Source organism: Novisyntrophococcus fermenticellae (genome assembly GCF_018866245.1).
GTDB lineage: Bacteria > Bacillota > Clostridia > Lachnospirales > Lachnospiraceae > Novisyntrophococcus > Novisyntrophococcus fermenticellae.
In genome coordinates this window covers 1,930,489-1,944,667 of the sequence record NZ_CP076458.1, presented here as the reverse complement: position 1 = coordinate 1,944,667, position 14,179 = coordinate 1,930,489, and the positions used below count along the sequence as shown (strand labels likewise).

Sequence of the window (14,179 nt, the reverse complement as noted above, 5' to 3'; positions counted from 1 at the left end):
CTTGTCAGTTCAGCCATCAGCTCGATTACCCGGCTTCAGGCCGGATGGCTGAACTGTTACAAGATTTTATTTTGAACTTGATAATATAATTCTTTTGTGATATAATCATATAAGATTCATTTCCAGAAGTGTTCGCTTCGTGAATCTTTTATTCAAGGGTGTATCACCCAAAATTTCTAAACCTAATAACCTAACTGAAAAGGGGGTGTTTGAGCTTTCAATGCATGGCCGGATAATAGGGGAAAAGTATATGCTGATTGAGTCCATAGGCAAGGGAGGATTCGGAGAGGTCTATCTATCGGTGGATATTCATCTGGGTAAGGAATGGGCGGTAAAGCGTCTTTTGTGTCAGGACGATAATGGTATTCATGAGGCTGTTATGATGAGGGAACTGGATTTCCAGACGCTGCCCAGAATTGTAGATTTCATTAAAGAAGAGGATGGTCTCTACATTGTAATGGACTATCTGAAAGGGAAAAGCCTGGGAGGTCTCCTTTGTTCAGGAAAAAAGTTCAATCAGCAGGAAGTTCTGGAAATTGGAATCAGGCTTGCTGAAACATTGGAATATCTTCATGGAAGAAATCCGCCCGTATTGTATCAGGATATGAAACCGGACAATATATTGCTTACGGATGATGGACAGGTAAAACTTATAGACTTTGGAGTAGCAGCCTGGATGCAGGAGTCATATAGTTCCAAAATTCATGGAGGAACCAGAGGGTATGCAGCGCCGGAGCAATATGGCGGGGTATGTGATCAGACTACAGATATTTACGGGCTGGGAAGGACACTGAAAATACTTTCCGGGGGACAGGGTGCCCGTGGTTTCCGCCGCATAATCCGCAGGTGTACCAGAAAGAGAAAAGAGCAAAGATATCAAAGCGCCGAAAAAGTTCATGAATGTCTGGAAAAGATTTATGAAAATAAGCGACAGAATCAAAGGATGATCGTTTGGCTTCTGGGAGGGCTTGGCGTTCTTCTGGCGGCAGGGATGGTATTTATGCTTATAGATGAAACAAAACAGCACAGGTACTATACAATTATGAAAGAGGCAGCGACAGCTATAGAGAATACGGAATCATCTGAAAAGATAGTTGAATTATATAAATCTGCAATTGAGCTTAATCCCGAAAAAGAAGATCCTTATCTAAAATTTTTGGATATCTGTCTGGTAACCGGACAAACTCAGGTGGCTGCGGATTGGTTAGAGTATATGTGGGAAATCTGTCCTTCGGAAACTTTTAATCACACAAAGACGAAAGAAAAGCTGGCAATTCTATATTTCTGTGGCAATTCCTTAGATCCTGATTTCAATAGGAATTCTGATAAGGCATGCCGAATTTTTCAAGAACTTTCAATTCCCAGTCAGAACGCAGGTAAAAATCAGGACAAACAAAATGGATGGAAACAATTGTACGAACTGGCTCGAAGTCTGGAAGAGTTCGGAAGTGAAATCAACTGGAAGAAGGTTAGAGAAGCTCTTGAATTTTTGAAGAACTATGGTGGACGGATGTTTGAAAAACAATACTCTGAATATGCCTGCGAATTGTATCTGGTCTGCGGAAATATATATCTGACCGAAGCGGCCTATCTGGAAGATGGGGAGGTTAACCCCTATAAAGAAGCAATCCAGTGCTATGAAAAGGTAAAAGAATTTGCAGAACTGTCAGATACGAATATGGGTTTGAAACAGGAAGTGCTTGAGCGGCTTGCATCCGCCTGCTATCTTACCGGAGTTCTTGAATTACGGGTTGATATCCGGGAAGTAAATACGGATAAACAAGAGGAAAGCCAGCGAATACTGGAGAAGAGTATTATATATGGAAATCAATTACTGAAAATCACTGGAAATAAGGAATTGAAGCACCGCATTCTTCTAAGAGAGGCTTCAGCCAGGAGGTTTCAAGGGAAAAAGGAAGATGCACGTCAGTGCTATGAATTCTTATACAAAGAATATCCGGAACATATTGACGGACTATGTGCATATGTAGAATTCCTTCTGGAAAATCAGGAAGAGGGATATGCTCGTGAAATTATGGAAAATGCTGCCGTATTACCGGAAACTGAAAAAAATAAAAATTATCAAATTCTAAAAGAAAGGTTGGAGATGTTGAAATGAAATATAAAAATGTATGTTGTATGCTGAGTGCGATGCTTGTGTTTTACCCCCAGTGTATTCAGGCTGAAACGCAGCCGGAGTATGCCAGTGAGGCACAGGCTGCGGAGGAAAATTATTTGAAGCATTCGGCGGTAATTAGAGAAAGCCAGGAAGAAATTGAACAGGAAGAAAGTGTACAGCACGAAAGCGTACAGGAGGAAAACCCGCAGGAAGAAGAAAATGGGGAGATGAGAAGTCCGGAGGATAATCAGAATACAGAACAGACAGATGTAGAAGAGCAAACCGAGTGTTTAGAAGATACAGACTACATTGGCAGTGAAGATGACATTACTGGGGAGAATCTGGAGGGGGAGCAGGAGCAAGTGGAAACAGAACCAGATGAAGAGCCGGAGAGTGAGCGGGAAGGCACTGAAAATGAGGATAGGGAGTATACCAAAATTACAGACGAGCTTTCTATGATGGACACGGAGGACGAGAAAGGAGCCATGAAAAATATCCCGGATGTGCCGGAAGAAGAAAGGAATATAGAGCATGAAGATGAAAAAAGAATTATTCCGGGAAAAGACACACAACGTATTCCTGTGCGTCTAAAAGAGACACAGGAGAAAGAATACAGAGAAGAAATAGAACCTGTAAGTTTGAAATTGCAGTCTAACCCGCATCCCAGAGTAGTTCTTCAAAATATCAGGCAATTATCAGCTAATTCCGGCAAAGTGAAACCATTTATAATCGTAGAAAATCCATCTTCTGATACTGAGTGTCTGGAGGTGACATTAGAAAGTAAATCCAGGGGCATTTTACCTCAACAGGTCAATATTCAGAAAATTGATGGGAAAACCCACTACACGCTCCCTGAAATAGATGATGATGATCAATATGTTTTGCGAATTAAAAGTTTTGATTCGGATGCGGTATATGAAGAAGCAGTTGTATTTTCTGTAAATCAAGCCGGAACACATTTTTTATATGAAAAGGAAAAGGCTGATGTGTATCTAAATGATGGTTTTACTCCATGTATCCGACTGATAAATGTAGATACTACGGAGGTGGTGTCATGTCTGGTAAATGGAAGAGAGGTGAGTTACCTTAAGCAAGATGACCAGATCACTATATCTGAAGAATGTTTAAAGGAAGGTAAAAACCAGATTATTGTAGCGGTAAGAGACCAGGCAGGGAATGTTTCTTTGATGGAGCCCTGGGAATTTATGATTGCCCATCCGAATCAGAAAATAAAAGAAGAAAGCGCAGCTTTTGCAAAAAAAAGTGAAAATTGCTGGAATCGTATGATATATGATTTTATAAAAAGGATAGGACAGCTTCTTAAGAGTATGCCTTTTTCAGGACGATAATTTGTTGAAGATGAGAAGGGGGTGTGTTATACTGGTACAGCGTGAGAAACGTTATATCAGAAGATGGTTATACACAATAAGGGGAGATCAATATGTCCGATGTTATACTTTTTGACTTAGATGGAACACTGACAGACTCTGGACCGGGAATTATAAAATGTGTGCAGTATGCATTGAATTATATGGGAAAGCCTGAAGGGAATCCCGATAATCTGCGTTGCTTCGTTGGCCCTCCGCTCCATGAGCAATTTATGGAATATAGTGATTTCACAAGTGAAGAGGCTGACACAGCTGTAGAGCAGTATCGGGAACGTTATGCTTCTATCGGCATCTATGAAAACAAAATATATGAAAAAATTCCGGAACTTCTTCAATTATTGAAGGAACACGGTAAAATACTAGGTGTTGCTTCATCAAAACCGACAGTCTTTGTGGAAGAGATCCTTTTGAATTCGAATCTCAGAAAATATTTTGACGTGGTTGTGGGGAGTGAATTAGACGGAACAAGGACCTCTAAAGATGAGGTGATAGAAGAGGCATTGAAACAGTTGGGAGTGGTCACTCACCGGGAACAGGTCCTGATGGTAGGTGACAGGCTTTATGATGTGGAAGGCGCAAAAAGCTGTGGGCTCCTATGTATAGGGGCTGCTTATGGCTATGGCGGAAGGGAAGAACTGGAAAAATCCGGAGCCGTGTTTATTGCAGATACCGTGGAGGAGCTAAAGATATTGGCACAGGAGGACGAAGGTGAATCAGAAAAGATTGCTTACCATAAGACACACCATATGCAGCGAAAAAAAAGGCAGAAAAAAACACAGTATAAACATCAGGTTCCGGGAAACAGGCGGCCGTCCGTAAGGCCTGAGGTTGTGGGAAAGATGCTGTGGGAAATCATATCTCCGATGCTGATTCACTTCGGGTGCATGTTAATCATAAGTCTGCTGGGAGTCATGACAGCAGGGGCACTTAGCCACGGAACGGGAGCGGATTACATCCAGGTAGTGCATAAATTCCCATGGCTGACAAGTGTATTTTCCGCATTGACTGCGGTTGCTGTCATCCTCCTGCTCTACCGATATTATCTGCTGGATAAAGAACGGTTTCAGATTAAAGTTATAAAATGGAACTGGTTAGAAGGGATTTCCTGTGCCGCCGCTGCGATTGGTCTGGGATTAATCTGTAATAAATTAATAACCGCCAGCGGTATTCGCGAGATTTTTCTACGATATATGGAGATTTCCGAAAATTCATATGAAAATCAAAGCTGGATTCTGCTTGTAATCTGTATTGGGGTATTGGCTTCGGCAGGAGAAGAACTGGTCTTTCGCGGGCTCATTTACCTGAGAGCAAAATCGTACTTCGGTCTGGGATGGGCTGTGGGAATATCTTCAGCTTTGTTCGGATTCTATCATGGGAATACAATACAGTTTCTTTATACGGTTGCACTGGGCATTCTGTTTGCCATTCTGTATGAAAAGACAGGAACTTTACTTGCACCGATTACAGCTCATATAGCTGTTAATATCTTTAGTGTATCCTATGATTATATTGTGGATTTTCTTATAAAAAGAATTCGCTTTGGAGAACAACTGTTAATGGTTTTTGTAATTCTGGCTGCCGCCGCTGCTTTCTATTACCTGTTTGCCTGGAAGGCCTCTTGGAATATGAAAGGTAAAGATCCGGAGAAAAAGCTGAAAAATGACTAGAATCTGCTTGAAACAGACTTTTTTCTATGTTATACTTAAAAAGTCGTGAAAAAACACGCATGTGGATTCCAAAGAAGGTGCCTGGTAGGAAAATCAGGTTCTAAGGACCTAAAACATGCGGAAGAAAACAACCAAAAGGAGAAAAACAATGAGTGTTATTTCAATGAAGCAGTTACTTGAAGCAGGTGTTCATTTTGGACATCAGACAAGAAGATGGAACCCTAAGATGGCTCCTTATATCTACACAGAGCGTAATGGAATCTATATTATCGATCTTCAGAAATCTGTTGGTATGGTAGATGATGCTTATAAGGCAGTTGCAGATATCACTGCTGATGGCGGATCCATTCTGTTTGTAGGAACGAAAAAGCAGGCGCAGGATGCAATTCAGATAGAGGCTGAGCGCTGCGGAATGTTCTATGTTAATGAAAGATGGCTGGGTGGTATGCTGACCAACTTTAAAACAATCCAAAGCAGAATTGAAAGATTAAAAGAAATTGAGACGATGGAAGAGGACGGTACATTTGACGTTCTTCCTAAAAAAGAAGTTATAGAATTAAGAAAAGAGCTGTCCAAGCTGCAGAAAAATCTGGGTGGAATCAAAGAAATGAAGAGAGTGCCGGATGCAATCTTTATTGTAGATCCCAAGAAAGAAAGAATCTGTGTGCAGGAAGCTCATACATTAGGGATTCCGCTGATTGGAATCTGTGATACAAACTGTGATCCGGAAGAACTGGATTATGTAATTCCTGGTAATGACGATGCAATCCGTGCAGTAAAACTGATTGTTTCCAAGATGGCAGATGCTGTTATCGAAGCAAAACAAGGTGAGACTGGGGCAGAAGAAGCTTATGCAGAGGAAGTTGCTGAAGGTACAGAAGAAGCGTCAGAAGAATAATTTCTGAAAAAAGTTGGCATTTGCTGAAAGCGGTGGATGTCAACTAATGTAATAACTTTTGACACTTACATTATAGTATACGGAGGGATATTTGAAAATGGCTGTTACAGCAGGAATGGTTAAAGAGTTAAGAGAAATGACCGGCGCCGGCATGATGGATTGTAAGAAAGCACTTACAGCTACAGAAGGCGATATGGATAAAGCAGTTGAATTTTTGAGAGAGAAGGGTCTTGCTACCGCTCAGAAGAAGGCTGGAAGAATTGCAGCTGAGGGAATTGTAAAAGTGGCAGTTTCCGAAGATGGAAAGAAGGCAGTTGCTGTAGAAGTAAATGCAGAGACAGATTTTGTGGCTAAGAATGAAAAATTCCAGGAGTATGTTGCTCAGGTTGCCGAGCAGGCCATGGATACAAAATCTGCAGATATAGAAGCTTTTCTTGCAGAACCCTGGAAATATGATACAAGTGAAACTGTTGCGGAAGAATTGGCTCATAAGATTGCTATGATTGGCGAGAACATGAATATCCGTCGTTTTGCTCAGATTTCTGAGGAGAATGGATTTGTTGCCTCCTACACACATATGGGTGGTAAAATTGGTGTTCTTGTTGATGTTGAGACAGATGTGATTAATGATGATATTAAAGAGATGGCTAAGAATGTAGCTATGCAGGCTGCAGCGCTGAAACCTCTTTATACAAATGAAAGTGAAGTAGATCAGGATTATATCGAACGTGAAAAAGAAATTCTGACTGTTCAGGCTAAGAACGAGAAACCAGATGCTAACGATAAGATTATCAGCGGTATGGTTATGGGACGTATTAAGAAAGAACTGAAAGAAATCTGCCTGATGGATCAGATTTATGTAAAAGCTGAAGACGGAAAACAGTCTGTAGGCAAATATATCGAAGAAGTCGCAAAGGCAAATAGTGCTAAGATTTCTGTTAAGAGCTTTGTACGTTATGAAACCGGCGAAGGCATTGAAAAGAAAGATGAAGATTTTGCGGCTGAAGTTGCAAAGCAGATGGGACAGTAAACGCTTCTGGACAACACAAAAAATTGTAATAATGAACCCCTTGGAAATGCTGAAGTTACAGCACTTCAAGGGGGTTTTTGTGTTCAAAAAGCAGTTATCGTATCTTATCGTAAACTAAGTTGTAATTTGTGAATTTTTCTGCAAACGTTGACTCGGTGCTATGAAACGAGTATAATATAGGTAGAATACTACTATCTAATAAACGCAAGGAGGTTTTGTTATGAATATACGTCCATCCGCAGCAATCCGCCAGAATTACAACGAGATTGCCGATATGTGCAGAAAGACCGCAGAGCCAGTTTTCCTTACCAAAAACGGCGAGGGGGATTTAGTTGTTATGGATATTGAAACTTTCAATCGCAGGGAAAAGATGTTAAAGCTCCGTGAGGAACTCTTAGCGGTTGAGGAAGATAGAATGGCAGGCAGGGTCGGCTGTACGCTTGATGAACTGGACGCTTACCTTGATGATGTGATTGCAGAGGTGTAGCATATGGCAGAGAACAAGAAATACAAAGTCATTGTTTCCGACAGGGCGAAAAGAATGTTGGGAACACACATCCGATTTATGGCACAGGTCAATAAAGAAGCAGCGGCGGCAAAAAAGAAAGAGATTATGGCCGCTATACGTTCCCTTTGCCAGATGCCGCAGCGTTTTCCGTTTTTTGAGGAATTGTATATTACACCGAACAAATATCACAAAATGTTTATTGAGAAGTGGTATCTTGTCCTCTGCCAAATCCAAGACGACACCGTGTATGTCGATTATATTTTAGATTGCCGCAAAGATTACAGTTGGCTCATCAGATAACAATAAAATAAATTTAGAAATCGTCACTTACAATCGGGTGGCGATTTTTTTATGCTTAAAAAGACAATTTAATAGTGCATTGTATGAGCGGTCAATCTTCAGTGCAAATAAAGATAAAATAAAACAATTACCCAATTTTAATTAAAATAACAGGAGATCATTTATGATGACAATTACAGTGTTAGGTGCAAAAAGCGAAGAAGAAAGCGAGGAAGTGAACTGGCGGGCAAGACGGAAATGCCAGTTATTATCTGTAACTATACAGATATGATGAAGCAACAATTATAATGGTGGATTCCGTGCGCCCGTAAGACGTATAAGTTGGGCACTCATGCGACGCGGGTCATTATAGATATTGCAGTGAGAATGCAATAGGTAAAAATATCAAGTCCAGAAATGAGAGAAAAGTATGGGCTATCACGCAGCATGCGTAATTTGGTTCAATTTGAAAATATATAATTGTTAAGTTTGAGGGTACATGGTATGATAGTAGTGTGTTATTTTTTATATACTTACTCGGTGTGGTAACTTAACAATAATATATATAGGAAATAACAGCTACTAAAAGAGAAAAAATTTTAGAATTAAGAAAAGATAGCAATAAACAGGTACCTAGGCTAGTCATCACGCTAACAATTTGGAGGAATTAGATGCATAGCAGAACAATTAAATGTTTTATATCTGTTGCGGAATCATTAAATTTTACTAAAGCTGCTCATGAAAATTTCGTTACTCAGACTACAATTAGCAGACAAATAGCCTCTTTAGAAGAAGAGTTAGGTTTTTCATTGTTTGAAAGAAATACAGTTAAAGTAGTTTTAACACCAGCAGGCCGGTCGCTTTACTGTGACTTAAAAAGGATTGTAAAGGAATGCGATGCAGTTATAAGTAAAGCAAAAGAAATAAGTACAAATATAAAGGGGACATTAAAATTGGGTTATTCTACAGATTTGGGCCCGAAGTGTATTCTTGATATAATTCCAATTTTTCAGGATTTAAATAATAATGTTAAAATCACTTTAAATCAGGAAACGCCAATTAATCTAATTAGTCAATTGCAAAATGGTTCATATGATATTATTGCAATATTGACACCGGAATTACATAATTATAAAGACATTGTTTCTGTTCCGGCTTGCAGATATAATATCTTATTGGCAATGAGTAAAAATCACCCGCTAGCAACAAGAAGTGAAATTCCTTCAAAAGATTTGAGAAATTATAAGATATGCACAGCATCAAAAAGGGATGCGCCGGGTATGTATGAATATGCCTTAGAGGCTTTCAGAAAGGATGGCTATGAGCCTGCTTTATTGGAAACAGATACTTATGAATCTCAGAAATTAATGGCAATATTAGGAGAAGGAATTGCTTTTTATCCGGATACTGGTGAAATTTCGGAGAAAGATCATAGACTGTCGTATGCTCATTTAACGGAAACTCATCATTCCTATAGCATCGATTATGCTTGGCTACAAGACAACAAAAATATTTACATTAAAAAATTTATTGATACAGTTGATGCTTTCAACGATAGATAAAAAATGGTTGTTATGCAATGCTATTAAGAAAGTAGAGTAGATATGTCATTGTTTGAAACAGAGTATGTTTTGATAACATGCTTTGTTTTTTTATACGGTAATTTATGAATAAATTCACATTTGATACCTGTATGCTTATACGTTTAGCGTGTAAGTCTAAGACGATATTTGCGTTTCCTATTTGGCTTCAAAGATAATAAAATATACTTATGATTAATAAGTTCAAAAGAACTTGTTTTTAATTTTAGGAGGTTAAATATGCTATCATTAAAAGAAAATTTTCTAGAAACTATTTATAATGGGAAACCAGAGTATTTTGTTAATGAATGGGAACCTTTCGGACTGGTATTCGATCCTTTAATGGCGATGACTATGAATGCGGTTCCGAATCAGTCGATTGTGGATGGATGGGGAGTAACTCAGTATTGGGGACCTGATGAAGCAAGTCCAATGCCAATTACGACTACGGAATTAAAAGCCATCAAGGATGTTACCAAATGGAAAGAAGATATTAAAACTCCAGACATTAAAAATGGAAATCTCGACTGGATGGCAGCTGTTGCCACAAAGTGAAGAAATTCATGCTCAGGGGAAACTTACTATGTCATTAATGGCTACAGGTTTGTTTGAACAGTCCCATTATTTAATGGGTTTTGAAGATACATTATGTAACGTATTAATGGAACCAGAATCAATGGCAGAATTATTAGATTACATTCTTGATTATAAATTGCATTATGCCAAATTACTAATTGAGAATCTTCATCCGGATGTAATCTTATGGCATGATGACTGGGGTTCAAAAAGAAGTTTATTTATGAGTGCTGAAACATGGAGAGAATTATTTAAACCACGTTATAAAAAAATTTTTAGTTATATTAAAGAAAATGGAATTATCATTATGCACCATGCTGACTGCTACTGCGAACCATTGATTAACGACATGATAGATATCGGTATAGATGTATGGCAGGGCCCGATTCCTGAAAATGATATTCCTAAATTACAAAAAATCACGAATGGTAAATTAACTTATATGGGTGGTATTGATGCATCTATCGTTGATGTATCTGATTGGTCAGAAGATGTTATTAGAAAAGAGGTTCGGAGAGCAGTACATGAATATACACCTGGAGGGAATTTTATTCCATGTCTTACATATGGTGGTTATAATGGTCTCATAAATTAAGACACTTTCCCAGACAGATTTTAATGAATCTGATATACTAAAATCAGTATGAAAGAAAGGATTCATTGCTATGTCCAGACAAAGAAGAAACTTTAGTGCCAAATTTAAATCAGACCTTGTGATTGAGTTACTTAAGGGAGAGAAAGATCTCAATACCCTTGCAACTGAAAATAATATTCAACCCAACTTACTCCGTAACTGGAAGAAAGAATTCCTAAACAACGCTTCTGCAGCATTTGACGACAAGCGAGAGGAAAACCTCAAAGATAAGCTTGCAGAAGAACGCAAAGAGAAGTCGGAGTATGCCAAAAAGGTTGGTCAGTTAACCATGCAGGTTGACTGGCTCAAAAAAAAATCTGAAGAAATTTGTGGACCTGACTACGAGAGTAAGTTTAGTCCAAAACCTTTTGACGACTAAAGAATTACCTGCTTCTGTCGGGGCAAAGCTCCTGGATATCAACCGCACCAGCATTTATTACAAAGGAACGCCTGTATCAGAGGAAGAACTGGCTTGTAAAGAGATCATTGATCACCTTCACACAGATAATCCGACCTGGGGTGCCAGGCAGATGTCAGCACAGTTGAAGCTTCGTGGTTATCATGTTGGTCGCCGGAAAGCACGCCGCTACATGAGCGAAATGGACATTCATCCAATCTACCCAAAGATGAACCTTTCGAAGCGGATGCAGCAAGCTAAGGTATTCCCTTATCTTCTCCGCAATGCTGTCATAGACAAGCCTAATCAGGCTTGGTCGATTGACATTACATATATTCCCATCCGGCATGGATTTTTGTACCTGACTGCTGTAATCGACTGGTACAGCCGCTGTATTGTCGGCTGGGAAGTCGATGATACACTTGATACCCGAATGGTTGTCAATGCCTTGAAAAAGGCTTTTAAGGTTGCAAAGCCACAAATTTTAAATTCCGATCAAGGATGTCAGTTTACAAGTCAACAATATATTGAATTCTTAAAGAAAAATGGAATTCGCCAAAGCATGGATGGGAAAAGCCGTTGGGCTGACAACATCATGATTGAACGCTGGTTTCGTAGCTTCAAATATGAAGAAGCGTACCTTACACAATATAACAATATCAAAGAAGCCAGAGCCGCTATCGGACGATATATTTTCACTTATAATTTTGAAAGATGTCATTCTGCCCTTGACTATCAAAAACCGGCTGAATGCTACTACCCGGCAATGCTACTGCCCTATGTAGCTTGATGCATATATGGATCTGGGGGGTGTTCCACTGCCTTCCCCATACTCCTTGTCACTTATCCACCATATCAGTTCATTATAAAAATCTTAGATTTTTGTCTTGACAACTGAGCCACTATAGGTGAAGGAAGTCTATATCCGGAAGTGAATAGCATTATTATGGATGAAATCAGAAATCTTAATAAAGAATATTTTAATGCTAAGTAAATAAAATGGAGATATGTTCACTAAAATGGCTCCGATGATTAATGAAGCGATAAATATGGATGTGGATTTTACAAAAAATAAAATTATAAAATAGGAAAGTGGTTGTCATGAAAAAATTGAAGTATCCTCACTTATTTGAGCCTATTACATTAGGCAAAACATTATTTCGAAATCGTATATTTGGCTCACCGCTTGGTGGCATGAACCTATATGAAGGTAAATTTCCCGGAACAGAATCGCATGCTTTCTATGCCCGCAAGGCAAAAGGCGGCGCAGCTTCTGTGGCAATTGGAGAGTGTGTGGTTGATTCCGCACATGGCCGGGGAGGCCCGGTGCATACTGCAATTGATGATATTCGTGCAATTAGTTATCTGTCCAAACTGGCAGAAAATATTAACCGTTACGGAGCAGTTCCTGTTGCTGAGCTCGCGCACGCAGGTATGTATTCAGAAGCTTCTCATGCTGCGGGGAACCCTCTCTATGGTCCTGTCAGCATGACTGTTAAAGGGGCAGTTGCATCGGCAGGCGTGTCCCAGGTAGAAGAAATTCCTGCTGAAGTGATCGAACAAACGATTGAAGCTTATGCAAATTCCGCACTGACTGCAAAAAATTGTGGATTTGGTATGGTTATGATTCATGGAGGTCACGGCTGGCTGATGTCTCAGTTTATCTCTCCATATACCAATACCCGTACAGATGAATGGGGCGGAAGCAGCAGGGAGAACCGTATGCGGCTTCCACTGGCTGTTATAGAACGTATCCGTCAGAAATGTGGTGCGGATTTTCCTATTGAATTTCGAATGAGCGGGGATGAGTGTAATCCGGCTGGATATGGCATTGAGGAAGGGATTGAAATCGCAAAAATGCTGGACGGAAAAGTTGATTTAATCCATGTATCTACGGGGGTTCACGAATGTTATTCTTCCTTTACAAAGACATCTCCCGGTCTATTTGACGAGGATGGATGTAATGCACATTATGCAGCAGAGATTAAGAAACATGTTAAGACTCCGGTGGCAACCGTTGGTGCGTTCAGTGATCCGGCGCAGATGGAAGAACTGATTGCTTCAGGCAAAGTTGACATAATTGAGATTGCCCGTGGGCTAATGGCTGATCCAGATTTGCCGAACAAGGCAAGACGTGGCCGTGATGAAGATATTCGTCAGTGTATACGTTGCTTAGAGTGCTTTTCCAGTCTTCTAAACAAGTTTCAGTTCTGTTGTGCCATTAATCCGGAAATTAGCAATGAGCTGGATGGCGATGTGTTGAAGCCAGCAGAAGTTAAAAAGAAAATTTTAATTGCAGGCGGTGGAATTGCTGGAATGGAAGCTGCATTGGCTGCCATTAAATGCGGACATGAAGTTGTGCTCTGTGAAAAATCCGGGAATCTGGGCGGCGTTCTAAAGGTCGAGGAAAAAGTACCATTTAAGCAGAAACTGGATCGCTATTTGAACCAGCAGGCCAGACTGGTTATGGAGTCAGGTGCCGATGTACGTCTGGATACAGAAGTAACTCCTGAACTGGCAGAAGAAATTGCACCGGATGTAATTATTGCGGCAATGGGTGCACGACCTGTAATCCCTCCGATTCCGGGTATTGACGGGAGTAATGTAATTGGTGCAGAAGAGGCCTATCTTGACACAGAAAAGGTTGGCAAGAAGGTTGTTATGCTGGGTGGTGGCCTTGTGGGTATTGAACTGGGACTATATCTTGCACGTTTGGGACGAGAGGTAACAGTTGTTGAAATGATGCCCCAACCGAATCTTGGGGGAAATACTTGCCACGGTATTGCGTTAGATCAGGAAATAGAAAAGAGAAATCTGAAACTTATTCTTTCTACGAAAGCACTGGAAGTTACAGATAAAGGTGTTTGGACGGAAAATATGAATTCCAGGACATTTTATGAGGCCGATACTGTTATTTATGCAACGGGCATGCGTCCGCTGCGTGAAGAGGCAGCTGCACTGCGGGAATGTTCACCGGAGTTTTACCAGATTGGTGACTGTGTCACACCAAAGAATATCCATCAGGCAACAAAAACGGCATATTATATTGTCAGCAGCCTGGGAAAATTTTAAATAAAAAATAATAATATAAAACAAAAAAATA

13 protein-coding genes and 1 pseudogene are annotated in these 14,179 nt (G+C 40.0%); all 14 read left to right on the top strand.

What is annotated here, in order from left to right:
- Positions 1-250: 250 nt before the first annotated feature.
- The 14 genes and pseudogenes from KNL20_RS08800 (at position 251) to KNL20_RS08730 (ending at position 14,148) form a co-directional block, all read left to right on the top strand.
- Complete coding sequence (locus KNL20_RS08800) at positions 251-2,119, top strand: serine/threonine protein kinase (RefSeq protein WP_230397412.1); 1,869 nt, start codon at positions 251-253, stop codon at positions 2,117-2,119.
- Complete coding sequence (locus KNL20_RS08795; protein ID WP_230397411.1) at positions 2,116-3,468, top strand: hypothetical protein; 1,353 nt, start codon at positions 2,116-2,118, stop codon at positions 3,466-3,468. The genes KNL20_RS08800 and KNL20_RS08795 overlap by 4 nt, the downstream gene beginning before the upstream one ends.
- A gap of 92 nt (positions 3,469-3,560) precedes the next feature.
- The gene (locus KNL20_RS15990) at positions 3,561-5,174 is read left to right on the top strand and encodes an HAD-IA family hydrolase (RefSeq protein ID WP_329957457.1); all 1,614 of its coding nucleotides are present in this window, start codon (positions 3,561-3,563) and stop codon (positions 5,172-5,174) included.
- Positions 5,175-5,322: 148 nt separating this feature from the next.
- Positions 5,323-6,072 (top strand): 30S ribosomal protein S2, encoded by a 750-nt coding sequence (gene rpsB, locus KNL20_RS08780; RefSeq protein ID WP_230397410.1) that lies wholly within the window; start codon positions 5,323-5,325, stop codon positions 6,070-6,072.
- Between the two features lie 97 nt (positions 6,073-6,169).
- Positions 6,170-7,102: a translation elongation factor Ts gene (gene tsf / locus KNL20_RS08775; protein ID WP_230397409.1), complete on the top strand. Its 933-nt coding sequence runs from the start codon at positions 6,170-6,172 to the stop codon at positions 7,100-7,102.
- A 220-nt stretch (positions 7,103-7,322) separates the two neighbouring features.
- A complete protein-coding gene (locus KNL20_RS08770) occupies positions 7,323-7,589 on the top strand; it encodes a type II toxin-antitoxin system prevent-host-death family antitoxin (protein WP_230397408.1) in 267 nt (88 codons plus the stop codon).
- 3 nt (positions 7,590-7,592) lie between these two features.
- Positions 7,593-7,910, top strand: a complete 318-nt coding sequence (locus tag KNL20_RS08765) for a type II toxin-antitoxin system RelE/ParE family toxin (protein ID WP_230397407.1) — start codon at positions 7,593-7,595, stop codon at positions 7,908-7,910.
- Positions 7,911-8,108: 198 nt separating this feature from the next.
- Positions 8,109-8,209: pseudogene (locus KNL20_RS16265) on the top strand (ParB/RepB/Spo0J family partition protein); the annotation flags it as partial.
- A gap of 351 nt (positions 8,210-8,560) precedes the next feature.
- Positions 8,561-9,451 (top strand): LysR family transcriptional regulator, encoded by an 891-nt coding sequence (locus tag KNL20_RS08755; RefSeq protein ID WP_230397406.1) that lies wholly within the window; start codon positions 8,561-8,563, stop codon positions 9,449-9,451.
- Between the two features lie 258 nt (positions 9,452-9,709).
- Entirely contained in the window at positions 9,710-10,024 is a 315-nt protein-coding gene (locus tag KNL20_RS08750; RefSeq protein ID WP_230397405.1) for a uroporphyrinogen decarboxylase/cobalamine-independent methonine synthase family protein, read from the top strand.
- On the top strand, positions 10,011-10,640 hold the full coding sequence (locus KNL20_RS08745; RefSeq protein ID WP_230397404.1) for a uroporphyrinogen decarboxylase family protein: 630 nt from the start codon (positions 10,011-10,013) through the stop codon (positions 10,638-10,640). The genes KNL20_RS08750 and KNL20_RS08745 overlap by 14 nt, the downstream gene beginning before the upstream one ends.
- A 70-nt stretch (positions 10,641-10,710) precedes the next feature.
- Positions 10,711-11,058 (top strand): transposase, encoded by a 348-nt coding sequence (locus KNL20_RS08740; protein ID WP_230397403.1) that lies wholly within the window; start codon positions 10,711-10,713, stop codon positions 11,056-11,058.
- Entirely contained in the window at positions 11,048-11,866 is an 819-nt protein-coding gene (locus KNL20_RS08735) for an IS3 family transposase (RefSeq protein WP_230397402.1), read from the top strand. The genes KNL20_RS08740 and KNL20_RS08735 overlap by 11 nt, the downstream gene beginning before the upstream one ends.
- 311 nt (positions 11,867-12,177) lie before the next feature.
- On the top strand, positions 12,178-14,148 hold the full coding sequence (locus tag KNL20_RS08730) for an oxidoreductase (RefSeq protein ID WP_230397401.1): 1,971 nt from the start codon (positions 12,178-12,180) through the stop codon (positions 14,146-14,148).
- Positions 14,149-14,179 lie beyond the last annotated feature (31 nt).